The organism is Streptomyces sp. NPDC050548 (genome assembly GCF_044457385.1).
GTDB lineage: Bacteria > Actinomycetota > Actinomycetes > Streptomycetales > Streptomycetaceae > Streptomyces.
Genome location: NZ_JBITGV010000006.1, coordinates 237572 through 260535, shown reverse-complemented (window position 1 = coordinate 260535; position 22964 = coordinate 237572). Strand labels below are relative to the sequence as shown.

Genomic DNA, 22964 nt, shown 5'->3' with positions numbered 1-22964 from the left:
TCGGCCCCTTCTCCTCCCCCTCCCTTCCTACTCGTTGGCCTCCACGACCCCTTATGGGAGCGCTTCCATGCCTGAGCCCGTGACCCCCGTGACCTTTCCTCCCGCCTTCCTCTGGGGCGCCGCGACCTCCGCGTACCAGATCGAGGGGGCGGTGCGGGAGGACGGCCGTACACCCTCGATCTGGGACACCTTCAGCCATACACCGGGCCGTACGGCCGGTGGTGAGCACGGTGACATCGCTGTCGACCACTACCACCGCTACCGCGACGACGTGGCGCTGATGGCGGACCTGGGCCTGACGGCGTACCGCTTCTCGGTCTCCTGGTCACGGGTGCAGCCGACCGGCCGGGGCCCGGCGGTCCAGGTGGGCCTGGACTTCTACCGCCGCCTGGTCGACGAGCTGCTCGCGGTCGGCATCAAGCCGGCCCTCACCCTCTACCACTGGGACCTGCCCCAGGAGTTGGAGGACGCGGGCGGCTGGCCGGAGCGCGACACGGCGTACCGCTTCGCCGAGTACGCGCAGATCGTGGGCGAGGCGCTGGGCGACCGGGTGGAGCAGTGGATCACGCTCAACGAGCCGTGGTGCAGCGCGTTCCTGGGCTACGGCTCGGGGGTGCACGCGCCGGGCCGCACGGACCCGGCGGCGTCGCTGAAGGCGGCCCACCACCTCAACCTGGCGCACGGGCTGGCCACTTCGGCCCTGCGCACCGCGATCCCGGCCCGCAACTCGATCGCGGTGAGCCTCAACTCGTCGGTGGTCAGGCCCGCTTCGCAGTCCCCTGCGGACCTGGCGGCGGCCCGCAAGATCGACGACCTGGCCAACGGGGTGTTCCACGGCCCGATGCTGCACGGCTCGTATCCCCAGTCGCTGTTCGACGCGACGCGATCGATCACGGACTGGTCGTACGTCCTCGACAACGACCTGACGCTGATTCACCAGCCGCTGGACGCACTGGGGTTGAACTACTACACGCCGACGCTGGTGGAGGCGGCGGCCTCTGCTTCGACAGGCCCGCGCGCCGACGGCCATGGCGCGAGCGCGTACTCCCCCTGGCCGGGCGCGGACGACGTGGCGTTCCTCCAAACCCCGGGCGAGCGCACGGAAATGGGCTGGACGATCGACCCGACGGGCCTCTACGACCTGATCATGCGGTACACGAGGGAGGCCCCGGGCCTGCCGTTGTATGTGACCGAGAACGGCGCGGCCTACGACGACAAGCCGGACCCGGAGGGGCGGGTCCACGATCCCGAGCGGATCGCGTACCTGCACGGCCACCTGTCGGCCGTACGGCGGGCCATCGCGGACGGCGCGGACGTGCGCGGCTACTACCTCTGGTCCCTGTTGGACAACTTCGAGTGGGCGTACGGCTACGAGAAGCGGTTCGGGGCGGTGTACGTGGACTACGCGACGCTGGAGCGGACGCCGAAGTCGAGCGCGCGGTGGTACGGGGAGGCGGCGCGGACCGGCGTGCTGCCGACAGTGGGGGAAGCCTGAGCGACGGGGGACTCCGGGGGACGGGGCGCGGCACGCCTAGGGGACGTGCCGCGCCCCGGCGGGGTTGTCGAGGCCGGCAGTTCCCCGCCCATGTCATCGGTTGCCCAGTTCGAACCAGGTCGCTTTCCCCCGCCCGGGCCCGTGCGTGCACACGCCCCAGGCGTCGGCGCCGTAGGAGATGAGCTGGATGCCTCGGCCGTCCTCATCCGTGGTGGTGGGGGTGCGGCAGGTGGGGAGGCCCGGGGCCTCGTCGTGGATGAGGACGCGGAAGCTGTGGGGGTTGGACCAACCTGCGTAGAGGGTTACGGGGGTTAGGTTGCCCTCCAGCTTGCAGGCGTTGATGGCGTTGGTGACGGCTTCCGAGGTCAGCAGCAGGGCTGTGTCCGTGAGTTCGGGGCGGTGGGAGGTGGCGAGGAGGGTGCGGACCGTTTCCCGGGCGGTGCGGACCCAGGCGGGGTGGGGCGGGAAGACGAGGGAGACGTCGGTGGGGGGTGGGGGGTCGTCGGCCATCGGGGGCTCCTTCAGCGTGGGGTGCGCTCACGCGGTGACCAGGTCCGGATCCTCCTTGCCAAGTGGCTTGAGGGCGGGGGTACTTCCGGGTGGCGCCGTTGTCTTCGACGGTAGGGAACCCGTTCCAAGAGTTGCAACCGTTTCCCTTTCGCTTCACCCTCGCGAGTGACTACCGAACTACCTTGTGACCACCGGGAGTTCGGCTGTGCACACTGCCCGGAGGAGGTCGCTCATGCCACCCAGGAACAACCCCAGCGAGCGTCAGCGGCGACTCGGCCTGGAGCTCCGCAAGCTGCGCAACCGCGCCGGGCTGTCCGGTGACCGGGCCGGCGAACTGCTCGACGCCGACCGCACCCGGATCAGCAACATCGAGGCAGGCCGCATCGACGTGTCACGCAACCGGCTCTACAAGTTGCTGCGCGAGTACGGCTGCCCGCCCGGCCCCCTGTTCGACGGGATCATGGCCATGGCCCAGGAGAGCGGAAAGGGATGGTGGGACGAGTTCAACGACACCATCGGCCCGGCGGCCCGGAACCTGGCCGAGCTGGAATCCCGCTCTACAGTGCTGCGCACCCACAACCCCCTGGTGATCCCGGGCATGCTGCAGACCGACGACTACGCCCGCGCGGTGCTGGCCGCCACCGAGTCGGCCCCTCAACACGCCGACCGGTACGCCGAGTTCCGCCTGGCCCGCCAGCGCGTGCTGACCGGCGACTCCCCCGTCACGTACCGGGCCGTCATCCACGAATCCGCGCTCCACACGCGCGTGGGCGGCCCGGCGGTCATGCGCAGGCAACTGGTGCGGCTGATGGAGGTCTCCCGGCTGCCCAACGTGACCGTCCAGGTCTACCCGTTCGAAGCCGGCGTCTACTCCGCGCACACCCGCTCCTTCGTCCTCTTCGGCGGCGGGGCCCCCGAACTGGACACGGTCTACCTGGAGCATCCGACGACCTCGCTCTTCCTGCGGGATGGAGAGCAACTCGACGAGTACGCCAAGATGTTCGAGCGACTCTCGGAGCTGGCGCTGGCGCCGGTCGACCCGGAATCGGCGCCGGAGTCGCACGAGTCACGCGACTCGCTGAGCCTGATCCAGCACGTCATGTACGCCCTTTGAGAGGACCCGCCATGCCCCACCTCGTCTGGCAGAAGTCGTCGTTCAGCACCGGCGGCGAGGGCGAGTGCGTGGAGCTGGCGGCAGCGACGACCGGCACCGACATCCACCTCCGCGAGAGCGACGAGCCTCACCACATCGCCACACTCGCACCCCACACCCTCGCCGCCCTCCTCCACACGGTGAAGTCCCTCCCTCCCTTGCCAAGCCGCAAATAAAATGATTCATTCGCTAGGCAAGTGAATGGATGCATGCCAAGCGCGGGGAGATGTCCGTGACGGTCGTGATGGTCACCTTGGGCCGGGAGCCGATCACCGTCGAACAGTTCGTCGCGGTCGCCCGCCACGGCGTCCGCGTCGAGTTCGACGCGACCTACGTCGACCGCGTGCGCAAATCCCGCGCCCTGGTCGAACGCTTCCTCGCCGAGAACCGCCTCGTCTACGGCGTCACCACCGGCTTCGGCGACAACGTCACGGAGGTCATCGACCCGGCGGACGCGGAGCAGCTCCAACGCAACATCGTCCGCTCACACGCCGTGTCGGTCGGCGAACCCCTGCCCACCGAGATCGTCCGAGCCATCGCCCTGATGGAGCTGATCGGCCTCGGCGAGGGCTACTCCGGCATCCGCTTCGAAACCCTTGAACTGATCCGCCGCATGCTCAACGCCGGCGTAACCCCCCACGTCCCCGGCGAGGGCTCCGTCGGCTACCTCGCCCCCGAGGCCCACATGGCCCTCGTACTCCTGGGAGAGGGCCGGGCATCCTACGACGGCCAACTCCTCCCCGGCGCCGAAGCGTTGGCCCGCATCGGAGAACAGCCCACCCGCCTCGCCTGCAAGGAGGGCCTGTCACTCACCAACGGCACGCACTCCGTCACCGCGATAGCCGTCCTCGCCGCCCATGACGCAGGCGTCGCGGCAACGACGGCCGACATCGCCGCGAGCCTGTCGGTACAGGCGCTGAAGGGCACGGTCCGCGCCTACGACGCCCGGTTGCAGGCCCGCAAACGGCACCCCGAGCAGGCCGCCGTAGCGGACAACCTACGGCGGCTGACCGCGTCGAGCGCCATCAGCACCGAGTTCCTCGACCACCGCCTCCAGGACAGCCTCTCCCTGCGCGCAGTCCCACAGATCCACGGCGGCGCGAAGCGGGCGCTCGCACAGGCCCGGGAGGTCATCGTCGAGGAACTGCACTCCGTGGGCGACAACCCGGTCATCCACCCCGAGGGCGAGGACGGGGTCGCGCTGAGCGGGGCCAACTGCGACAGCACCTACGTCGGCATCCAGGCCGACACCATGGTCAACGCGATGACAGTCCTCGCCAAGGTCTCCGAACGCCGCACCGACCGCATGGTCAACAGCAACTTCAGCGAACTGCCGGCCTTCCTGGCCCCCAAGCCCGGCCTCAACAGCGGCTACATGATCGCCCAGTACACGGCCGCGGCACTGACGATGGAGCTGCGAGGCATGGCAGTACCGGCTTCCGCCGACACCATCACCACCTCCGCCAACCAGGAAGACGCGGTCAGCAACGCCTACTTGGCGGCCCTCAAGGCCTACCGCGCGGCCCACAAACTCGCCTACGTCATCGCGATCGAGCTGATGTGCGCCGTCCAGGCCCTGGACCTGCTCGCGCCGCTCTCGCCCTCACCGGCGGCGGAGGTGCTGCGGGCCAGGATCCGCGAGAGCGTCCCGACAGTCGACGAAGACCGGGTCTTCCACGCCGACATCGAGAGCATCGCCGAACTGGTGCGGAGCGGGGAGGCGGTGCGAGTGGTCGAGGGCGTGGTGGGGGCATTGCACCGCTGAGGAGGTCGAGCTCCGTCCGGCCCAGCGGCGTGCCTGCGCCCACGCTTCAATTGGGGCGATGCGCGAGGTAGTCGGCCCTCCACCCGATAAATCCTTCGTCATCGTCCACCACACAAGGCCAACGCTCACACAGGGCCGCCACGGCGAAGTCCACAACGTCCGTCGACCGATAGTCGATGACGAAAGCGGTCCAGCTCCCGATGAGCCCTTCGATCAGGACGAGTTCATCCGACTCGCACTCGCTTTTCAACTCGTCTTCCACGCCCAATTCGATCCAGGCAATGGATCCCTCGCGCGACACGGTTATCCGCCCGTCGCGAATATCTGCACTTCGGGGCGGTCCCGGACCTCTGCCGGGCTGGCCCGGTGCGCGGCAAACAATGCTTGGGCGGTCTGCTCAGGCGGTTGCCATGCCCACCAGGCTCGCGCCACGTCGGTGCCCAGCCGGGCTTTGCGCTCGGCGGTCGGGATTTGCTCGGGGCGCAGGTCCTTCCCGGCTTCCAGGGCGGCACCGGCATCTCCGAGTGCCCAGTGCACGCCGAGCCTGTGGAGCCCCGCCGGACAGGCGAACCATCAAATTGACTCGGATCGAAGAAGATCCAGCCCCTTCACCGTCAACAGCCTCTCTTCCATATCGAGCCGGCTGTAATTGAGGTAGACAAGAACGGCATACTCAGAGAATTCCGGTTCGGCCTGAAACCCTTCCTCGTCGCACACATGCTCCTCGACAGAGATCTCCACCTCGTCTGCGCCACGGTGAAAGAAGTATTCTCCCCCCTTGTACGAGCTTTCTCTCCGAGCCAACTGCACACTCAGCGCCTCGGCGACCAACTGGGCCACATCAGGAACCTTGAGCCCCTTGATTCCGAACAAAGTAAACCGTGCAGCCACTGCTCTTCCTCTCAATATTTCTTACCGCACGATGATACTCGGAGCACGTGATGTTGCATCCTTGACCGAGCCGTAGATCATGAAGTTGACCTCCCGATTGGCTGTCTTCGAGAGACTTCCCCTAAGGCCACCAAGTCCCATCTTCTCCAAATCGGATCCCTTCAGCGGGCCTGTGCGTGTACCGCCGGACCTGAGCGGGATACCGGCTTCTTTTGCTCGCCCCAAGAGCCCTTCTCCGGTCAGAGCCACATCGAAGTCACTGTGCGGACCGAACGGCTTCCCGGTCCTGAAGCTCTTTCCGGTTACTGAACTCCCTTGGAAGACTGCAGTTGCTCCCTCTATTCCAGCATCCCGAAGCCCTGAGTTAATTTGACCTCCGAATTTTTCGAATTCTCCCACATTGGCAAAGCCCATCGGGAATCCCCTGGGCCCAGGCTTCGGCAGCCCACCCTCGCGGGTTCCGAAAATTGCCGCAAGAGCGGTGGGGACCTGGTAGGCGTCGCTGGAAGTGTCGTACCCGTAGCCCGCAACCCAATTGTCGAACTGGGTGCCGTAGTCGCAGCCGGGTTCTCCGGGGCCGCCACCACCTCGGCAGTCAGAATCGAAGATCCAGCCGGCGTACTCCGCAATGTGGGGCACGTTGCTGACCAGGCCATAGAATGTTTCTCCAACGCCTGAGCAGACACTACTGAACTTGATTGGGTGATGTCGGAGCCGTTCGCCTGACAGCGGCCGGCCCGCTCCGGTAGCCCTGGACCGTGAGGTACGCGCAGGGCGGCGGGTTGACCGACGCCGGGAGGGCCGCGAGGGAGCGGGTGCGGCTGCAGGCCGTGGAACGCTTCGAGAGCGGGCAGAAGAACAGGGAGATCGCTGCCGTGCTGCGGGTCAGCGAGCGGTCGGTGGAGCGGTGGCGCCGCCAGTGGCGCGAGCGCGGCGAGGCGGGGCTCCTGTCGAAGGGGTCGCCGGGGCGGCCGAGACTCGGTGAAGCGCAGATCGCGAGGCTGGAACGGGAGCTGGAACGCGGGCCGCTGGTCCACGGCTGGACCGACCAGCGGTGGACGCTTGCCCGGATCAAGACGTTGATCGGCCGGCTGTTCCATGTGAGCTACACGGTGGAAGGCACGTGGCTGTTGCTGAAGCGGCACGGCTGGTCCTGGCAGCAGCCCGCCCGGCGGGCGATCGAGCGCGACGAGGCGGCGGTCGAGGTCTGGAAGAGGGAGACCTGGCCGCGGGTAAGAGCACCGCGGCGGCGTGTGACGGCTGGATCGTCTTCGAGGACGAAGCCGGGCAGTCGATGACGCCGCCGCGCGCGAGAAGCTGGGGTCGCAAGGGCTCAACGCCTGTGGTCCGGGTCCGTGGCCGGGGCTCGGGCCGGGTGTCCATGGCCGGGCTGACCTGCTACAAGCCGGGGAAGCGGTCGAGGATGTTCTACTCGGTCCGCGAGTACCGGGGCCGCAAGGGCGAGCCGAAGGGCATCGGCTGGCGCGACCTGCGCGACCTGCTGGTCAGAGCGCACATCCAGCTCGGCGGCCCGATCGTGCTCGTGTGGGACAACCTGCGCATGCACCTGGTCGAGCCACTGCGCGAGTTCATCGCGGACCACGCGGACTGGCTCACCGTCTTGCAGCTTCCCAGTTACTCACCGGACTTGAATCCGCAGGAGGGCATCTGGTCGCTGGTGAAGCGCGACATCGGAAACCTCGCCGCAGCCGACCTTGGCCAGATCACCCAGGCCGTCAAGCGCAGGCTCAAGCAGATCCAGTACCGCCCGGACCTGGTCGACGGCTGTCTCGCCGGCACCGGCCTGGCCCCTTGGGCCCTCGATCCTCAGGCCGGGTCCTGACGGTGTCGCTCGACCGGCGATAGGAGACGATGCAGCCCACACCAGCGCACGAAAGCGAGCAACTTCATGACGGAGCCCGCTTCGATGGACCTTATCCACCTCGCCGATCCGGATGGGGACGGCTGCATCGTGCGCGTCACGGGACGGTTTCAGCCGGGCGTGCTGACCGGCCACGACATCCTGCACGCGGACGTGCTCGCCTCCGCGAGTTTCGTCGACGCCCGGCTCGACCTTTACCTCTTCCCGCATGACCTGGACTCCTGGGAGCAGCAGCTGTCCAATCTGCGTCCCGGCCAGACAGCCAGCATCGGCGGAGACCGCGGCCTGAGCCTCGACATCCAGATGCACGAAGACGGCTGGCTGTCGATCCAGGTGAGCGACCCGGACCGCCTTACGACGGCTCTGGGAACGCGGCCCCAGGGAGACTGGATCGCTGAGCACCGCGGGCGCCTGGAACAGGTCCGGCTGGCCTGGCCCCGCGAAGTCATCGAGACGGCCCCGGGAGCCTACGAGTGGAGCCCCAACCGGATGCGGTGATCACCTGATCCAAGCCGCCGACATCACGCATTCAAGTTCAGTAGCCAGGAATCCCCAGGATCCACACCCAGTGGAGTCACCGCTCTTTGCGCCGTTGCCGCCGCTGCTGGTCTTTCCGTCACTGCTGGTGGCAGCGGTGCCCTTGGACGGGTCGGCCTTGCCGGTGCTGCGGTCGTACCCCACATCCTTCTGGACTTTCTCGGAACAGTCGGACAGGTCGTACTGACAGCCGGTCCTGGAGCCGATTTCGAGCCCGGTGGGGTCGGAGAGGGGGGCGGGGTTGTCGACACTCTCAACGTCGCACTCGGCAGGGTCGCCAACCTCCCCGACGACCCATCCACCACAGCCGTCGTCCGCTGACGCTGCCGTCAAATCGTTGCAGAGCCCCACCGAAACACAACTCGGTGGGGCTCTTCAGGCCGATCGACTCATCTCAATGGAGATCGCTACCAGCGCCGCCCAGTCGGTCGTCCACAGCCACGCGAACTTCGCTCCAGGGGTCGTGCCGAAGGGATTCCAATGTCTCCCTCGACGTATTCCTGTGCTGCGCAACCCTCATTCTGATCGATTCGTCCACATCGTGAGCCAGGCGCTCAAGAAGGTCCGGTGAAAGTTTCCGCTTCATGGCCACCATGAAACGGACACGAGCATCAGAGTCGTCGATCAGCATTTCCAGAACAGCCAACGGCACCGTCTTGTTCTGGACAACTGCCACCCGTTCTTCCGGATATCGATCGACGACCTCCATCCATACCTGCGCAGGCATCTCCTCAACTGCCGCCCTGCGGCATTCCTGTGGATCTGAGCTGTTGCGCAGCCGTACGAACTCGTCGGCGGTCTCAATCATCCCTTGACGCCTCGCAATTTGCTGTTCGGTATAAATTTCCCCGTATCGCCCTTCCACTTGTCCGGCATGTAGTCGCCGTATTCATCGGCATCCGAAATCCATTCGAGACCCTTACTGGTCTCCCGATAGACCTTGAACGCCGATTTACCGTGACCTGTCACGTCCGGAGTCCACCAGGTACCGTCCGAGGCACTCTTATAGAAGGTGGTCTTGAACGGACCTCCCTTTAGGAGTTTCGTCGAGCCTTCTGTGGTCAACTGCTGGTGTCCGTCTCGTCCCGGGCCTTCACCAACAGCGTCAGCCGGGAGAACTTGCCCGCCGCGAAGTTCCCCACCGTCGTGGTGAGGCTCGAACCGGTGAACTCGATCGGAGCCGGCGGCTGCGAGGGATCGCACAGCGAGCTCCGGCCCGCCGAGACGTCGGCGGTCGCCATCGTCCCCAGGTTGTTGGGGCGAGTGGCCCAAGTGGTGGACGACGAGATGTTGCTGGTGCGCTCCAGATCGACCCAGCGCGCATCGCACGTGAACGACCAGCTCTCGGTGGCCCTGAACGTCGCGGACAGCACCTTCTTGCCCGCCAGACCGCTCGGCGAGAACTGGAAGTACAGCCGCTCGGTGTAGCCGGGACCGCAGTAGTACCCGTTCCACGAGGAGCAGTGCCCCGTGCCCTTGCCCTCGTTGTCGCTGCCGTTGCTCCAGTTGAAGTCGGAGACACCGTCCGAGCGCAGATAGGTGTGGGCCGTCTGGTCCAGGCCGACGCTGGGGTCGATGTAGACGGGGAACGCGCCGCTGTCGGTGTTGCCCAGCAGAGTCGCGTCCGGCACCACTGCCAGCGCGTCCCAACTGACCTGCACGGGCAGCACCGCCGACGCGTCGCCGTCGCCCGGTCCCGCCGTTCCGTCGCCCTTCGTGCCGGTGGAAGGGTCCGTGGTGGCCGACGGGGACGGGGTGGCGGTCGTCGTCATCGCGGCCGACCGCTCCAACTGGGTCGCCGTCCCCGCGGTGGTGCCGTCGCCCCGGGAGTCCCACATCAGCGCGGGAGGGGCCGTGAACACCGGATGCGCGTCCTCGTCCACGGCGGTCATCCCGCCACCGCTCGTCGGCGCGACCGTCAGCCCGTCGGCCCGGAGGGAGAAGGAGATCTTCTTCAGCTCCGCGTTGGCGGCGGCTTCGAGGGTCTTCACGACGAGCAGTTCGCGGAAGCCCTCGGTCGTCGCCGTCATGCGCAGGTCCACGCCCGGGAGTACGTCGGCGTAGACCGCGTTCACGCCGTCCAGCGTGGGCTTGGGCAGCGTGCCCGGCCACCCCAGCCGCAGCGACTTGCCGCCCCTGGTGATGTCCACGAGCCCCGAGCCGGCGCCGCCACCGGAGAACGCCAGATCCACCACGGCCGCCTTCGGACCGACCGTCCCGTCGGCCCGTACCACGAGGGTCGGGTCGGGCGCCGTCCACGACCCGTCGCTCTGCCGCGCCCGCACCGGCACGGTCGACTGGTCCCTGGTGAACGTCGTGCCGTCGGGATTGGCGTACGTCGTCTCGTACTCCGTGCGGTCGTCGGTGACCTCCACCGGAGAACCGTCCGCCGCGGCCTTCTGCGAGGCAGCCGCCTCGGCGGAGAGTGGCGTCGCGGCGCTGGAACCCGCGGCCTGGACGTCGGCCACCGCCGGCTGCATCGCAGCCGCCACGACCGGTTGAATCAACAGAACGACTGCGGCCAGCCACGCCGTGCGCACCGACCGCACACGTCTGCCCCCGGATTCCCCCACAACCCACCCCCGTGGTTTTGACACACCGATCACGAACACTTGACGATCGAGAAGACTGGCAGGGCCACTTCAATCGATGTACATGGAATCTTTCAAGGTAGGGCAATAAACGAACCACACTCGGGCAAAGGGTTGGTTCGTTCACCTTCAGGCAAGCAGGGGAACATCTCCCCGCCCCACCACGACTCACAGCCACCCCTCAGATCCCGCGCAGCGGCCTCTCAGCCCGGGGGCGTCTGATCACTCTCGTACGGGGTGATCCGATCCCGGCGCGGACGGGAGGACGTCATGTTTTTCATCGTGTTGGTGCTGCTGGCCCTGATCGTCGGCGGCGCGGTCGCCTACGGCAAACGGCAGGCGGGCGGCGGGAGTTCGGGGTACGGAACCGGGAGCGCTCAACAGGTCTACGACGCCGACGCGGGCGCCGAGGCCACCCGCTGGGTGGAGCGGCTCGGCGGGAGTCTGTCCACGCTGGACGCGGGTGGCAACCGCGCCGCCCGGCAGGCCCTCGCCGACGCGGCCGAGCGACACCGTGCCGCCGAGGGGCAGCTCGCCGTCGCCTACTCCCCCATGCAGTACGGGCTGGTGACGCAGACCGCCGTCGAAGGCCTGCATCACGTCCGGACCGCCCGTGGCGCCCTGGGGCTCGACCCGGGACCCGAATTGCCCGCGCAGGGTGCCGGCGGACAGGTCACGGTCGGCGGGCAGACGTACACGGCCTCGCCCCGACCCGGTGCGAACACGCCGTACTACTACCCCGGCGGGGTCGTCAACGGCCGTTCCATGCCCGGGGGTTGGTACACCACCCCGTGGTGGAAGACCGCCCTCGTCGCGGGCGCCGCGGGAGTCGGCGGCATGCTGCTCGCGGACGCGCTCTTCGACGGTTTCCACCATCACGGGCCGCACGGTGGGATGTTCGGTGGCGGGCCTGGTGGACCGGGTGGGTTCGGGGGCTTCGGCGGGCCGGGGCCGTTCTGAGCCACCCGACCGTTCCCAGCCCCGCGCCACCCGACCGTTGCGAGCCCCCGCGCCACCCTCCGGGTCAGCCGGCCCGACGCGGCTCCCGTACCACCGCCGCCCCGCCCGGCGGCACGCTCACCGATCCGCCCGACACGGGCTTGCCGGTGAGGAGTTCGACCGCGTCGGCCGCGACCGGGACCTCGGCTCCCTGTCTCCCGTGGTCGATGAGGAACAGATAGTCCGCGTCCGTCCCGCGCCGCAGCACCGCCTCCACGCTCTCCGGCGTCACCCGCACCGGCTTCACGCCCGCCTCTCTGCGGATGAGGTCCAGGAGTCCGGCGAGGGTCGTCGGGTCGGGGCGGGTGGCCACGTACCAGGCCGTGCCCTCGCCGTACGCGTTCCGCGTCACCGCCGGGATACCGGTCAGCGGGCCTTCCGCATACGACGTGACCGCCTCGGCGCCCGCCAGGGCGACCCGCTCCGACCACAGGGACGCCGTACCGCCGCCGCTGCTCAGCGCGAGCGACTCCCCGGGTAGTAGTGGGAACAGCTCGTCCGTCCGCACGCCCAGCGTCTCCCGGAACGCCCCGGGGTAACCCCCCAGCCGCACATGGCAGTTCTCGTCCACGGCCCCGCTGTGGAAGCCCACCGCCAGCGTGCCGCCGGACGACGCGAAGTCGGAGAGGTTGGCCGCGTCGGCGTCGTTCACCAGGTACAGGCTGGGGGCCAGGACCAGGCGGTACGGCGACAGGTCCGCGTCGGGGCGGACGAAGTCCACCGCGATGCCCGCGCGCCACAACGGCTCGTACCAGGAGCGGACTTGGTCCAGGTAGCGGACCTCCTCGCTGGGCTGGGACGGGAGTTCCAGGGCCCAGCGGGCGTTCCAGTCCCAGACCATCGCGACCGACGCCGTGCCTGTGCTGCCCTGCACCTCCGCCAACGCCCGTAGGTCCGCGCCCAGTTGGACCACGTCCTGCCAGATCCGGCTGTCCGTGCCCGCGTGCGGCAGCATCGCCGAGTGCCACTGTTCGGCGCCCGCCTTCGCCGCCCGCCACTGGAAGTAGGCGATGCCGTCCGCGCCGTGTGCGACATGGGCGAGCGCGTTGCGTCTCAACTCACCGGGGTTCTTGGCCCTGTTGACCGGCTGCCAGTTCACCGCGCCCGTGGAGTGCTCCATCAGCAGCCAGGGACGGCCGCCCGCCAGCGAGCGGACCAGGTCGCCGCTCATCGCGATGTCGATCTCCGACTCGGGGTCCGTGGAGCGGAGGTAGTGGTCGTTCGAGACGACGTCCAACTCCGGGGCCCAGCGCCAGTAGTCCAGCGCGTCGAAGTTGAACATCACCATGAAGTTGGTGGTGGCGGGGATCGCCGGGGCCGCCTCCCGCAGTACGTCCCGTTCCGCCTTGTACAGGGACAGGAGCGCGTCGCTGCAGAAGCGGCGCCAGTCCAGCTGGTGGGTGGGGTTGGGGACCGCGCCCGTCGCGCGCGGGGGCAGGATCTCCGCCCAGTCGTAGTACCACTGGCTCCAGAAGGCCGTGCCCCAGGCGTCGTTGAGCGCCGGCAGGCTGTCGCCGTACTTCGCGCGCAGCCACACCCGGAACGCCTCGGCGCTCTCGTCGCAGTAGCAGGCCGGGTTGTGGCAGCCGTACTCGTTGTGGATGTGCCACATCGCGACCGCCGGGTGGTCGGCGTAGCGGCGCGCCAGTTCGCCCGCGATGCGCAGGGCCGCCGTACGGTACGCGGGGCTGGAGGGACAGAACGTCTGGCGGCTGCCGTACGACAGTCTCCGGCCGTCCCGGTCCACCGGCAGTGCCTCCGGGTGGGCGCGGAAGAACCAGGCCGGGGGTGCCGCCGTCGGGGTCGCCAAGTCGGCCTGGATGCCGTTCTGTCGGAGCAGGTCCAGGACCTTGTCGAGGAGGGTGAAGTCGTAGACGCCCTCGGCCGGTTCCAGCAATGCCCACGAGAAGATGCCGATGCTGACCATGGTCACCCCGGCCTCGCGCATCAGGCGCATGTCCTCGGCCCAGACCTCCTCGGGCCACTGCTCGGGGTTGTAGTCGCCGCCGTAGGAAATGGTCATCACGCAACTCCTGTCAGCAGGCGGCGAGTTGTCGCCACGCCCCACTGGTCGAGCGACAGCAGGCGGTCGCTCGACGCCATCAGGCCGCCGGTGGCCTCCACATGGGCCGCCCAGCGTTCGCGGGTCTCGACGGCCGGGCGGGCCAGGAGGCAGTCGGGGTCGTTGGTCCAGAGGCGGCCGTGCTGCCACTGGCGGGCGAATCCCGTGAACTCGGCGGAGTCCTGGCCGGGTTGGGAGTGGTCGTCGGCCTCGGGGCGGCGGTGCGGTGCCGTGTCGGGGCTGACCCGCATCGCGTCGAACAGGCCGATGGAGGGGAGGATCGGCGCTCCGCAGCCCAGCAGGTAGGCGTCCGGGCCGATCGCCTCGCGGATCAGGGCGATCCCGGCCCGGTAGGCCTCGATGGCGTCGACTTCCTTGTGGCGTACGCCGTCCAGGGCGCCGGCGTAGAGGAAGTCGGCCTTGAAGTAGTCGTAGCCCTCGGTGCGGAGGGTGGCGTAGACCTCGGTCAGGTAGGCCGCCGCGCCGGGGTGGGTGGGGTCCAGGACGCAGAGGTCGTGGCCCCAGTTGCGGCCGGCGTGGGCGAAGCCGCCGGCCGGGTCGCGCACCAGCCACTCGGGGTGCTCGGCGGCCAGGTCGCTCGCCGGGTCGGCCAGGAAGGGGGCCGTCCAGATGCCCGCCCTGCGGCCACGCCCGCGGATCGTGTCGGCGATGCCGGCCCGTGAGCGGAAGCGGCCGGAGAGGGTCAGCCAGTCGCCCAGGGCCTTCTGGTAGCCGTCGTCGATCTGGACCACGTCGATCGGGAGGTCGAGGGTGTCCATCGCGCGGAGGTTCTCGTGGATGTCCTCCTCGGTGACGGCGGTGAAGTACTCGTACCAGGAGCACCAGACCGTGGGCGCGGGGCGGGGGGACGGCAGGGCCAGGCTGTCGGCCCAGTCCGCCAGCACGGACTGGACGGTGGTGCCCGTCCACTCCTTCACCGGGCCGTCGGCGGCGATCTCCGCCACCCCGCCCCGTACCGACAGCCGGATCGACGGGACCGATCCGGTGGGGTCGACCGCCGCCCACAGGCGGGCCGGTGAGCCGTCGCCGGGGTCGAGGGCGAGCAGACCCTCGCCCTGGAAGACATCGGCCGGGACGGTGGCGCCTGGGCGGTAGCAGACCGTCGCCCAGTTGGCGTTGGCCGGCCGGTACGGCCTGGCGCCGAGGGGGTAGGCGCCGCTCGGGCTCCAGGACTGCCAGCCCTCCTCGTGGACCCGGGCGGTGCGCGGATTCACGGGGACGGAGACGAGCGCGGTGAAGGGGTGGTCGTGCACGGTGGTTCTCTTTCCACAGGAAGGGCCGAACTGAAGTGGGATCAGCCCTTGTTGGCGCCCAGCGTGAGACCGCTGACGAACTGGCGCTGGAGCGCGAAGTACACGATCAGGGTCGGGATCGCGGTGAGCAGGGCGCCGGCCGCGACCAGGTTGGGGTCGGTGAAGTACTGGCCGGAGAGGTTGTTCAGGGCGGAGGTGATCGGCATGTTCTCGCCGGTCGAGATCAGCACGATCGCCCAGAAGAAGTCGTTGTAGATCCAGATGGAGAGCAGGGTGCCCAGGGCCGCCATCGCCGGCTTGCACAGCGGCAGCACGATCTGCCAGTACTGGCGCCACACGGACGCGCCGTCCACCAGGGCCGCCTCGGTCAGCTCGGTCGGCAGCATCCGCATGTAGTTGCTGAGCACGAAGGCGCAGAAGCCGGACTGGAACGCCACGTGGATGAGGACCAGGCCCAGCGCGGAGTCGTAGAGCTTGCCGCTCATCGTGATGCCGGGCAGGTCGATCAGCAGGTACAGGCGGTACAGCGGGGTGATGATGACCTGCTGGGGCAGCAGGTTGCCGGCCGTGAACACCAGCAGCAGGGCGATGTTCCACCGGAAGTCGAAGCGGCTGACGTAGAACGCGACCATCGACGCCAGCAGCAGCGTGAGCAGTACGGCCGGGACCGCGATGATCACTGTGTTGACGAAGTAGTGCGTCATGTCGGACTGCTGGAACGCGTTCTTGAAGTTGTCGAAGTTCAGCGTGTCCGGCCAGGACACGTAGCCCTTGTTGCTGGTCTCCGAGTACGGGCGCAGGGCCGCGTAGACCGCCCACAGGAGCGGGGCGAGCCAGGCCAGCGAGGTGACGACGAGGAACGTGTGCAGCAGGACCCGGGCGGGGCGGAGCGGGGTGCGCTGCTTCACGCCGAGCGCGGCGGTGGGGGTGGTCATGCGCGCCGCTCCTTCCGGAAGGTCGCGATCAGGTACGGAATGATGACCGCGAGGGAGATGACCAGCAGGACGACGGCGATCGCCGACCCGTATCCGATCCGGCTGGACTCGCCGATGATGTTGTTGGTGATCAGGATCGACAGCAGCTCGGTGCCCTGGGCGCCCTTGTTGAAGACGTAGACCAGGTCGAAGGCGCGCAGCGACTCGATGATGGTGACGACCAGGACGACCGTGTTGGTGGGGCGCAGCGTCGGGAAGATGACGTTCTTGAACGTCTGCCACTCGTTCGCGCCGTCCAGCGCGGAGGCCTCCCGCAGGGACGGGTCGACGCCCTTGAGGCCGGCCAGGTACAGGATCATCATGTAGCCGGCGTGCCGCCAGGACGCGGCGATCAGGACGGCCCACAGGTTGAGCTTGGGGTCGCCGATCCAGTCGATGTAGTGGCCGGGCTTGTTGGCCCCGATGAGGCTGTTGATCAGGCCGGTGTCGGGGTTGTAGATCAGCTGCCAGACAAAGCCGGTGACCGCCAGGGACATGACGACCGGCAGGAAGAACGCGGTCTGGTAGATGCGGCTGAAGCGGATGTTCTTGTCCAGCTGCACGGCCAGGAACAGGCCGAAGGGCGTCGGCAGCAGGATGAGCACGACGAACCAGATGACGTTGTGCTCAAGGGCGGGCCAGAACTGCGGGTTGTCGGTGAACAACTGCTTGAAGTTGTCCAGCCCGACCCACTTGATCGAGTCGAAGCCGATGCCGTCCCAGCTGGTGAAGGCCAGGGCGATCGAGGCGAGGGCGGTGACCCAGACCAGGGCCACGTGCAGGACCGTCGGCACGCCCGCCATGAAGGCGAGCGTGATGCGGTCACGGCGGGTCAGCAGGCGCTTGGCGCCCTGCGGGACCCGCTTGTCGGCAGGCGCGGGGCCCGGAGGCGGAACGGCGTCCGCCTCCGGGCTCGTCGTAGTCGTCTCGGAGATCATGAGGAGGCGAAGATCGTCTTCTTCTGGCGCTCGATCGAGGACAGCAGACTGTCGACGCCCTTGGGGTTCTGGAGGAACTTCTGCAGACCGGGCTGCATCACCGTCGAGGTGAAGTCCGGACGGGAGTCACGGTCCATGAACTGGGTGAGGCTCTTGGCGGCGCCGATCATGTCGAACGCCTTCTTCTGCAGCGGCGAGTACGCGGCGGTGGAGGCCTTGCTGGAGGCGGCGACCACGCTCGGGTCGGTCTTGAGGTAGAGCTCCTCGGCGGCCGGGGTGCCCAGGTACTCCAGGAGCTTCACGACACCGGCGTGGTTCTTCGGGGCCTTGCTGACCATGAGGCCGTCGGTGGGCGCCTCGACGGTGTCCTGGCCGTACGCGGAGTTGATCTCCGGGAAGGCGAAGAAGTCGAGGTCGTCGAGGTCGGCCTTGACGGTGAACTGCTGCGCCACGAAGGTGCCCAGCAGGTACATGCCGGACTTCTTCGACACGATGCCCTGGGCCGCGTCCTGCCAGGTGCGGCCCATGAAGCCCTCCTGGTGGTACGGGAGCAGCTCGGCCCAGTGGTCGAAGACCGCCTTGACCTTGGGGTCGGTCCACGACTCGGTGCCCGCCATCAGCGCCTTGTGGAAGTCGTAGCCGTTGAGGCGGAAGTTGATCTGGTCGAAGGTGCCCATCGCCGGCCAGGCGTCCTTGTCGCCGAAGGCGATCGGGACCAGGCCGTCGCTCTTCATCTTCTTGCAGAGGGCGACCAGCTGGTCCCAGGTGGTGGGGACGGTGTAGCCCTTCGCCGCGAAGACGCTCTTGCGGTAGAAGATCGCCCACGGGTACGTGGTCATCGGCACGAAGTAGTACTTGCCGTCCTCGCCCTTGCTGAGCTTCTTCATGGCGTCGGGGAAGTTGTCCCCGATCTTCGCCCAGACGTCGTCGATCGGGGTGGCGAGCTTCTTGGCCGCGAAGAACTGCATGCGGTACCCGGCGAACCACTTGAACACGTCGTCCGGCGTGCCCTGGAGGTAGGAGTTGATCTGCTCCTGGAAGGTGTTGTGGTCCTTCGTGTTGACCTTGACGGTGAGGCCCGACTGCTTCTGGAAGGCCGAGTAGACGCTCGCGTACGCCTTCTTCGGCACGGCGTCCGAGTCGTTGGATCCGACGCTGACGCTCTTGGTGTCGGACGAGCTGTCGCTGCTGCCACAGGCGCTCAGCAGGGGTATACCGGCTCCGAGGACGGCGGCGCCGCCTATGCCGCGCAGGACGGCACGGCGGCTCGCGGCGGGGAGGGAGAAGTCGGGCATGAACGGCTCCTGACGGACAGGGTTCGGCCGGAATGCGCCACGCCCCAGGTCGTCGTAACCGACCAGAAACCAACGCGACCAAACACGGTGGCGTAATAACAGTCCCATGTCTGGTCATGCGTCAACACCCGCCGCCTTCATTTGTCGAAACGTAATCGACACGCACGAGCAAGAGAAGCGGACGTACGGCCGAGTGGCCATACGTCCGCTGCGGGGTGACTGGGGCCACGGGAGCCGCGAGGGGCCCCTGGGGCACATGGGGCGACTACTGCAAGGCGGAGAAGGCCTTGGAGAACGCGGACGGGGCCTGCGCGATCGAACTGCAGGTCGCGTCGGCGGTGGGCTTGGTCCCGCCGGCGCACTGCTTGTCGCGGGCCGCGGACCACATCGAGATGCCGCCGAGCCCCTTCGCCTTGGCGAAAGCGACGAGCTGGGTCGCGTCGTCGACCTTGAAGACCTCCGATGACACGTCATTCACACCGATCATCGGAGTGACAGAAACCGCTTTCCAAGATGCGCTCTCAGACAGCCCGAGAACACTCTTGACTTGGGCCTGAGTCGCTGTAGCCGCTTGCTCTGAGTACGTTCCCATATCTCCGCTGTAAGCCGGTCCGTAATCCATCGCCATGATGTTGACCGTGCCGATTTTCACGCCGTTGGACTTGGCGTTGGAGAGCAGGTTCACACCGTCCTGGGTGAGCCCCTCGGGCATCACCGGGAGGGTGAAGGAGACGTCCAGGTTCGGGTGCTGCTGCTGGAGCTTCGCTATCGCCTGGGCGCGGATCGTGTTCGCCGCCGTGTTGGGCAGCGCGGCGCCCTCGATGTCGAAGTCGACCTTGGTGAGGCCGTACGTGTCCACGACCTTGCCGTAGGCGCTCGCCAGCGCGCTCGCCGAACCGCACGTCGTCGCCAGCTCGGAGCCGGCCGCGCCGCCGAAGGAGACCCGCACGTCGCCGCCCTTGGCGCGCAGCGCGCCGATCTGGGAGGCCACGCCGTCGCTCGCGAGGTCCGTCACCCCGCCCCACTTCGGGGTGCAGCCGCCGCCGTCCAGGACGAAGGCGAGGTTGTAGTTCTTCACGCCGGTCGCGGTGACGTTCCCGAGGAGGTCGAAGGCCGGGTAGAGGGAGGTGTCGACGTAGGGGGCGAAGTCTCCGGCGGCCGTGGTGCCGGTACCGCTGCTCTGGGAGGGGGTCGGCGTGGGAGTGGGGGTGGGCGTCGGCTTTGTGGTGAGGGTGGGCGTGGGTGTGGGCGTCGGCGTGGGGGTCCCCGTCGGGCGGCCGGTCGGCTCGGGGGTCGCGGTGCCGTCGGCCGAGCACTTGGCGTTGTCGATGAGGCAACTCGTGGGCTGGCCCGTGCCGTTGACCACGAAGCCGACCGTGACCGACTCGCCGGCCGCGAGTCCGTCCGCGTCCCACTTCGGCGGCTTCACCGTGACGTGCTGCCCGCTGACACTCGACTCTGCGTTCCACAGCGAGCTGAGCTTCGAACCGGACGGCAGGTCGAACTCCAGCGTCCAGTCCGCCTTCCTGGCACCGGTGGTGTTGGTGACGACGTACTGCGCGGTGTACCCCGTCGACCACTCGCTGGTCCTGGTGTAGGCCGCGCCGACACTCGCCGCCTGGGCCACGCCGGTCAGCAGGATCGCGCCGCCGCCGACCACCGCCGCGGCGACCGCGCCGCCGATCACCTTGTTTCTCTTGCTGATCCTGCGCCGGTGGGTGCTCATCGCGTGCCTGCCTTCGCCGTACGGGGGTGGGGTGCGGCAGCACGCTAGCGATCCGGAATCGGGCAAAGTGCCTGATCCGGACGGGGGTCGGCGATCTTAGGGCGCGCTTAAGGGAGGGATCGGGACCGGTTAAAGGTAGAGACCAATCTGCCGGGCCGACGCCGTCGTACGGCCCCTCGATGCCCCTTGCGCTCCGGCTCCCGCCCGTCCAGCTGGATCCAGATCCGCACCTCCGTGCCGCCGAGCATCGAGGAGCCGATCCGGACGTCTCCGCCGGTCGACTCGGCGAGCCTGCGCACGATGTCCAGGCCGAGCCCGGTCGACCCGTCGCTGCCGGAGCCGCGCCCGCGGGCCATCGCCGCCTCGGGGTCGCGTATGCCGGAGCCCGCGTCGGAGACGAGCATGATCACCGCGTCCTCGCTGTTGTGCACGTCGACCGCGAAGGCCGTGCCCTCGGGCGTGTGCCGGAACACATTGCCCAGGAGGGCGTCGAGGGCGGCGACCAGGTCGGCGCGGGCCACGGGTATCCGCACCGGCCGCTCCACCCCGGCCACCCGCACCTTGCGGCCCTCGTCCTCGGCGAGCGCGGACCAGAACCGCATCCGCTCGCGCACCACCTCGGCCGCGTCGCACCCGGCGCCGGGCCCGGCCGCCACGGTCTGCGGCTTGGCCTCGCGCGCGGTCCGGATGATCGTGTCGACCTCCCGCTCCAGCTGCGCGACGGCGGTCCGCGTCTGCTCGGCGGCCGGACCGTCCCCGAGCGAGGCCGCGTTGAGCCGCAGCACGGTGAGGGGGGTGCGCAGACGGTGCGACAGATCGGCCGCCAATTCCCTTTCGTTCGCCAGCAGTTGTACGACCTGGTCGGCCATGGAGTTGAACGCGACCGCCGCCAGCCGCAGTTCGGTCGGCCCCTCCTCGGGCACCCGCGCCCCCAGCTTCCCCTCCCCCAGTTCGTGCGCGCCCTCGACCAGGCGCTGCGCGGGCTGCACCATCCGTACGCCCAGCCGGTCGGCGACCGCGACGGAACCGACGATCAGCGCGATGCCGACCCCGGCGAGCACCGCCCAGGCCGTACCGACGCCGTTGCTGACCTCCGACTCCGGGACGAAGACCTCGACGACGGATATCTCGCCGGAGCTGAGCGCGACCGGCTGGAGCAGGACGGAGCCGCCGGGCACCTCGGTGGTGGAGGCGCGGCCCAGCTTCCGTACGGTCGCGATGTCCTTCTCCGCGGCGCGCTGCCGCCCGAGGTCGAGGGCGGCCTTGCCCTCCCCCGCCGGTATGTGGATCGCCATCCCGGAGTCCGTGCCCGCCGAGGCGACGACCTTCTCCAGCTGGTCCCGGTCGGTGGTGATGGACAGCGCGGGGGCGACGGCGGCGGCCTCCCGCTCGGCGTTCGAGAAGGCGCGGTCGCGGGCCATCTCCTTGATGACCAGGCCGAGCGGCACCGCGAAGGCGACGACGACCATGGCCGCGATCGCCAGACAGACCCTGACCAGTGCCCACCTCATCGCGGCGACTCCGCTCCCGGTGGCTCCAGCTTCACGCCGACACCCCGCAGGGTGTGCAGATAGCGCGGCCGGGCCGCCGTCTCCCCCAACTTCCGGCGCAGCCAGGACAGATGGACGTCGATCGTCTGGTCGTCGCCGTAGGACTGCTGCCACACCTCGGCGAGGAGTTCCTTGCGCGGGACGACCACACCTGGCCGGCCGGCCAGGAAGGCGAGGAGGTCGAACTCGCGGCGGGTGAGGTCGAGTCGGACGCCGTCCAGGTCGGCCTGGCGGCGCAGCGGGTCGACGGTCAGTCCGCCGACGCGGAGGACCGAGGACGGGGGCGCCTCACCGGTGGTGGCACGGGAGCGTCGTAGAACGGCGGACATGCGGGCGGACAGATGGTCGACCGAGAAGGGCTTGGTGAGGTAGTCGTCCGCGCCCGCGTTGAGCAGCCGGACGATCTCGCTCTCGTCGTCCCGGGCGGTGGCGATGATCACCGGTACGTCGGTGATTCCGCGCAGCATCTTCAGCGCCTCGGACCCGTCCAGGTCGGGCAGTCCGAGGTCCAGGATGACCACGTCGAAACGGAAATGGGCGACCTCGCGCAGCGCCTCAAGTGCCGTACCGACACTGCGCACCGTGTGCGCGGCATCGGTCAGATGCCGGATGAGGGCCGAGCGTACGAACTGGTCGTCCTCGACCACGAGCACACTTGCCATGCGCCGCACCGTAGCCCATGCGGGCGAACCGTATCCGGGCCTGTGGACAACTCCCCCCTGTGGACAAAGCGATGGCCATCGCCGGGACACTCGTGGGGCGCGTGAGGCAGTATGGCCGCGATGCCCAGAGGACTCGTCAACGGATTCACGCACGTGCTGGCCTGGTTGCTCGCCACCGGCGCGGCGGTCACGCTGACCTGGTGGGGCGTCCACACGGTCATGACGGGCACGGCCTACGACCCCCCGCGCGCCCTGCCCATCGCGGCCGTCGGCGCGACCGCGCAGGAGGCGACACCGCCCGCCGAGCCGACGGTACGGGCCGAGTCGGACCCGAGCCCGTCGAGCACCCCGACACCGACCCGCAGCCCGAGTCCGACCCCCACGGAGACGGCGACCGCGAGCCCGTCCCCCTCCTCCTCCGTCTCCACCTCCGGCCAGGTCAAGAGCTACGACACCGACGGCGGGCGGGTCGTGCTCGAACTCGACTACGCGCCGGCCTATGTGACGCTCGTGTCGGCGACGCCGGGTACGGGCTGGTCGATGCAGGTGTGGAAGACGGACTCGTGGCTCCGGGTGGAGTTCACCAAGGGCACGGGCAAGGTGTCGGTGATCTGCACGTGGCACGACGGGGCGCCGCGGGTGGATGTGGGGAACTACTGA

General features: G+C 68.6%; 25 protein-coding genes and 1 pseudogene. 9 read left to right on the top strand and 17 right to left on the bottom strand.

The features are described from left to right. Nucleotides 1-67: 67 nt before the first annotated feature. Entirely contained in the window at nucleotides 68-1495 is a 1428-nt protein-coding gene (locus ACIBJH_RS19200) for a GH1 family beta-glucosidase (protein WP_399118016.1), read from the top strand. Between the two features lie 93 nt (nucleotides 1496-1588). Here the strand turns inward: ACIBJH_RS19200 and ACIBJH_RS19195 are convergent, their stop codons facing one another. Beyond that, nucleotides 1589-2005 carry an ATP-binding protein gene (locus ACIBJH_RS19195; RefSeq protein WP_399118015.1) on the bottom strand — a complete coding sequence of 139 codons (417 nt, stop codon included), beginning with the start codon at nucleotides 2003-2005 and terminating at the stop codon, nucleotides 1589-1591. A 232-nt stretch (nucleotides 2006-2237) separates the two neighbouring features. Here ACIBJH_RS19195 and ACIBJH_RS19190 point away from each other — a divergent pair, with 232 nt between their 5' ends. From ACIBJH_RS19190 to hutH, 3 genes are read left to right on the top strand one after another with little or no spacing between them, the layout of a single operon-like run. Then, nucleotides 2238-3119 carry a helix-turn-helix domain-containing protein gene (locus ACIBJH_RS19190; RefSeq protein WP_399118014.1) on the top strand — a complete coding sequence of 294 codons (882 nt, stop codon included), beginning with the start codon at nucleotides 2238-2240 and terminating at the stop codon, nucleotides 3117-3119. A gap of 11 nt (nucleotides 3120-3130) precedes the next feature. Further along, nucleotides 3131-3334, top strand: coding sequence for a DUF397 domain-containing protein (locus tag ACIBJH_RS19185; protein WP_399118013.1), 204 nt, complete (start codon nucleotides 3131-3133; stop codon nucleotides 3332-3334). Nucleotides 3335-3384: 50 nt separating this feature from the next. Further along, nucleotides 3385-4923, top strand: coding sequence for a histidine ammonia-lyase (gene hutH, locus ACIBJH_RS19180; RefSeq protein ID WP_399118199.1), 1539 nt, complete (start codon nucleotides 3385-3387; stop codon nucleotides 4921-4923). A 46-nt stretch (nucleotides 4924-4969) separates the two neighbouring features. Here the strand turns inward: hutH and ACIBJH_RS19175 are convergent, their stop codons facing one another. From ACIBJH_RS19175 to ACIBJH_RS19160, 4 genes and pseudogenes are all read right to left on the bottom strand, one after another. Continuing rightward, nucleotides 4970-5224, bottom strand: coding sequence for a hypothetical protein (locus tag ACIBJH_RS19175; RefSeq protein ID WP_399118012.1), 255 nt, complete (start codon nucleotides 5222-5224; stop codon nucleotides 4970-4972). A 23-nt stretch (nucleotides 5225-5247) separates the two neighbouring features. Continuing rightward, nucleotides 5248-5475 (bottom strand): annotated as a pseudogene (locus ACIBJH_RS19170) (transcriptional regulator); the annotation flags it as partial. A gap of 21 nt (nucleotides 5476-5496) precedes the next feature. Next, nucleotides 5497-5814, bottom strand: coding sequence for a hypothetical protein (locus ACIBJH_RS19165; protein WP_399118011.1), 318 nt, complete (start codon nucleotides 5812-5814; stop codon nucleotides 5497-5499). Nucleotides 5815-5835: 21 nt separating this feature from the next. Next, a complete protein-coding gene (locus ACIBJH_RS19160; RefSeq protein ID WP_399118010.1) occupies nucleotides 5836-6453 on the bottom strand; it encodes a hypothetical protein in 618 nt (205 codons plus the stop codon). Nucleotides 6454-6572: 119 nt separating this feature from the next. On the opposite strand from ACIBJH_RS19160, the gene ACIBJH_RS19155 reads away from it, so the two are divergent. The 3 genes from ACIBJH_RS19155 to ACIBJH_RS19145 all read left to right on the top strand — a co-directional run bounded on the left by ACIBJH_RS19155 (nucleotide 6573) and on the right by ACIBJH_RS19145 (nucleotide 8194). Next, the gene (locus ACIBJH_RS19155; RefSeq protein WP_399118009.1) at nucleotides 6573-7112 is read left to right on the top strand and encodes a winged helix-turn-helix domain-containing protein; all 540 of its coding nucleotides are present in this window, start codon (nucleotides 6573-6575) and stop codon (nucleotides 7110-7112) included. Continuing rightward, a complete protein-coding gene (locus ACIBJH_RS19150) occupies nucleotides 7109-7657 on the top strand; it encodes a transposase (RefSeq protein WP_399118008.1) in 549 nt (182 codons plus the stop codon). The genes ACIBJH_RS19155 and ACIBJH_RS19150 overlap by 4 nt, the downstream gene beginning before the upstream one ends. 66 nt (nucleotides 7658-7723) lie before the next feature. Then, complete coding sequence (locus ACIBJH_RS19145; protein WP_399118007.1) at nucleotides 7724-8194, top strand: DUF5959 family protein; 471 nt, start codon at nucleotides 7724-7726, stop codon at nucleotides 8192-8194. Here the strand turns inward: ACIBJH_RS19145 and ACIBJH_RS19140 are convergent, their stop codons facing one another. From ACIBJH_RS19140 to ACIBJH_RS19125, 4 genes are read right to left on the bottom strand one after another with little or no spacing between them, the layout of a single operon-like run. Continuing rightward, on the bottom strand, nucleotides 8195-8584 hold the full coding sequence (locus tag ACIBJH_RS19140; protein ID WP_399118006.1) for a hypothetical protein: 390 nt from the start codon (nucleotides 8582-8584) through the stop codon (nucleotides 8195-8197). 43 nt (nucleotides 8585-8627) lie between these two features. Continuing rightward, a complete protein-coding gene (locus tag ACIBJH_RS19135; protein ID WP_399118005.1) occupies nucleotides 8628-9041 on the bottom strand; it encodes a hypothetical protein in 414 nt (137 codons plus the stop codon). Continuing rightward, nucleotides 9038-9298 (bottom strand): hypothetical protein, encoded by a 261-nt coding sequence (locus ACIBJH_RS19130; RefSeq protein ID WP_399118004.1) that lies wholly within the window; start codon nucleotides 9296-9298, stop codon nucleotides 9038-9040. Before ACIBJH_RS19130 ends, ACIBJH_RS19135 begins: the two co-directional genes overlap by 4 nt. Continuing rightward, the gene (locus ACIBJH_RS19125; protein ID WP_399118003.1) at nucleotides 9295-10725 is read right to left on the bottom strand and encodes a hypothetical protein; all 1431 of its coding nucleotides are present in this window, start codon (nucleotides 10723-10725) and stop codon (nucleotides 9295-9297) included. The genes ACIBJH_RS19130 and ACIBJH_RS19125 overlap by 4 nt, the downstream gene beginning before the upstream one ends. Before the next feature lie 369 nt (nucleotides 10726-11094). Here ACIBJH_RS19125 and ACIBJH_RS19120 point away from each other — a divergent pair, with 369 nt between their 5' ends. Then, nucleotides 11095-11784 (top strand): hypothetical protein, encoded by a 690-nt coding sequence (locus ACIBJH_RS19120; RefSeq protein ID WP_399118002.1) that lies wholly within the window; start codon nucleotides 11095-11097, stop codon nucleotides 11782-11784. 64 nt (nucleotides 11785-11848) lie between these two features. Here ACIBJH_RS19120 and ACIBJH_RS19115 read toward each other — a convergent pair whose 3' ends face one another. From ACIBJH_RS19115 to ACIBJH_RS19080, 8 genes are all read right to left on the bottom strand, one after another. Beyond that, nucleotides 11849-13846, bottom strand: a complete 1998-nt coding sequence (locus tag ACIBJH_RS19115; protein ID WP_399118001.1) for a beta-galactosidase — start codon at nucleotides 13844-13846, stop codon at nucleotides 11849-11851. After that, nucleotides 13846-15159, bottom strand: coding sequence for a glycoside hydrolase family 36 protein (locus ACIBJH_RS19110; RefSeq protein WP_399118000.1), 1314 nt, complete (start codon nucleotides 15157-15159; stop codon nucleotides 13846-13848). The genes ACIBJH_RS19115 and ACIBJH_RS19110 overlap by 1 nt, the downstream gene beginning before the upstream one ends. 41 nt (nucleotides 15160-15200) lie before the next feature. Beyond that, a complete protein-coding gene (locus ACIBJH_RS19105) occupies nucleotides 15201-16094 on the bottom strand; it encodes a carbohydrate ABC transporter permease (RefSeq protein WP_399117999.1) in 894 nt (297 codons plus the stop codon). Continuing rightward, nucleotides 16091-17071 (bottom strand): carbohydrate ABC transporter permease, encoded by a 981-nt coding sequence (locus ACIBJH_RS19100; protein ID WP_399117998.1) that lies wholly within the window; start codon nucleotides 17069-17071, stop codon nucleotides 16091-16093. Before ACIBJH_RS19100 ends, ACIBJH_RS19105 begins: the two co-directional genes overlap by 4 nt. Continuing rightward, the gene (locus ACIBJH_RS19095; RefSeq protein WP_399117997.1) at nucleotides 17068-18366 is read right to left on the bottom strand and encodes an ABC transporter substrate-binding protein; all 1299 of its coding nucleotides are present in this window, start codon (nucleotides 18364-18366) and stop codon (nucleotides 17068-17070) included. The genes ACIBJH_RS19100 and ACIBJH_RS19095 overlap by 4 nt, the downstream gene beginning before the upstream one ends. A gap of 265 nt (nucleotides 18367-18631) precedes the next feature. Beyond that, nucleotides 18632-20092 carry a cellulose binding domain-containing protein gene (locus tag ACIBJH_RS19090; protein WP_399117996.1) on the bottom strand — a complete coding sequence of 487 codons (1461 nt, stop codon included), beginning with the start codon at nucleotides 20090-20092 and terminating at the stop codon, nucleotides 18632-18634. 107 nt (nucleotides 20093-20199) lie between these two features. Further along, nucleotides 20200-21603 carry an ATP-binding protein gene (locus tag ACIBJH_RS19085; RefSeq protein WP_399117995.1) on the bottom strand — a complete coding sequence of 468 codons (1404 nt, stop codon included), beginning with the start codon at nucleotides 21601-21603 and terminating at the stop codon, nucleotides 20200-20202. Further along, entirely contained in the window at nucleotides 21600-22304 is a 705-nt protein-coding gene (locus ACIBJH_RS19080) for a response regulator transcription factor (protein WP_200712477.1), read from the bottom strand. The genes ACIBJH_RS19085 and ACIBJH_RS19080 overlap by 4 nt, the downstream gene beginning before the upstream one ends. 111 nt (nucleotides 22305-22415) lie before the next feature. Between ACIBJH_RS19080 and ACIBJH_RS19075 the strand changes: the two genes are divergently transcribed. Beyond that, on the top strand, nucleotides 22416-22964 hold the full coding sequence (locus tag ACIBJH_RS19075; RefSeq protein WP_399117994.1) for a hypothetical protein: 549 nt from the start codon (nucleotides 22416-22418) through the stop codon (nucleotides 22962-22964).

Excerpts from the sequence above, each read along its gene's own strand:
- ACIBJH_RS19190 (WP_399118014.1), top strand. The coding sequence starts at position 2,238 with ATGCCACCCAGGAACAACCCCAGCGAGCGTCAGCGGCGACTCGGCCTG.
- ACIBJH_RS19200 (WP_399118016.1), top strand. The coding sequence starts at position 68 with ATGCCTGAGCCCGTGACCCCCGTGACCTTTCCTCCCGCCTTCCTCTGG.
- ACIBJH_RS19145 (WP_399118007.1), top strand. The coding sequence starts at position 7,724 with ATGACGGAGCCCGCTTCGATGGACCTTATCCACCTCGCCGATCCGGAT.
- ACIBJH_RS19090 (WP_399117996.1), bottom strand. The coding sequence starts at position 20,092 with ATGAGCACCCACCGGCGCAGGATCAGCAAGAGAAACAAGGTGATCGGC.
- ACIBJH_RS19095 (WP_399117997.1), bottom strand. The coding sequence starts at position 18,366 with ATGCCCGACTTCTCCCTCCCCGCCGCGAGCCGCCGTGCCGTCCTGCGC.
- ACIBJH_RS19085 (WP_399117995.1), bottom strand. The coding sequence starts at position 21,603 with ATGAGGTGGGCACTGGTCAGGGTCTGTCTGGCGATCGCGGCCATGGTC.
- ACIBJH_RS19135 (WP_399118005.1), bottom strand. The coding sequence starts at position 9,041 with ATGATTGAGACCGCCGACGAGTTCGTACGGCTGCGCAACAGCTCAGAT.
- ACIBJH_RS19150 (WP_399118008.1), top strand. The coding sequence starts at position 7,109 with ATGACGCCGCCGCGCGCGAGAAGCTGGGGTCGCAAGGGCTCAACGCCT.
- ACIBJH_RS19105 (WP_399117999.1), bottom strand. The coding sequence starts at position 16,094 with ATGACCACCCCCACCGCCGCGCTCGGCGTGAAGCAGCGCACCCCGCTC.
- ACIBJH_RS19080 (WP_200712477.1), bottom strand. The coding sequence starts at position 22,304 with ATGGCAAGTGTGCTCGTGGTCGAGGACGACCAGTTCGTACGCTCGGCC.
- ACIBJH_RS19075 (WP_399117994.1), top strand. The coding sequence starts at position 22,416 with ATGGCCGCGATGCCCAGAGGACTCGTCAACGGATTCACGCACGTGCTG.
- hutH (WP_399118199.1), top strand. The coding sequence starts at position 3,385 with ATGTCCGTGACGGTCGTGATGGTCACCTTGGGCCGGGAGCCGATCACC.
- ACIBJH_RS19100 (WP_399117998.1), bottom strand. The coding sequence starts at position 17,071 with ATGATCTCCGAGACGACTACGACGAGCCCGGAGGCGGACGCCGTTCCG.
- ACIBJH_RS19185 (WP_399118013.1), top strand. The coding sequence starts at position 3,131 with ATGCCCCACCTCGTCTGGCAGAAGTCGTCGTTCAGCACCGGCGGCGAG.
- ACIBJH_RS19115 (WP_399118001.1), bottom strand. The coding sequence starts at position 13,846 with ATGACCATTTCCTACGGCGGCGACTACAACCCCGAGCAGTGGCCCGAG.
- ACIBJH_RS19120 (WP_399118002.1), top strand. The coding sequence starts at position 11,095 with ATGTTTTTCATCGTGTTGGTGCTGCTGGCCCTGATCGTCGGCGGCGCG.
- ACIBJH_RS19195 (WP_399118015.1), bottom strand. The coding sequence starts at position 2,005 with ATGGCCGACGACCCCCCACCCCCCACCGACGTCTCCCTCGTCTTCCCG.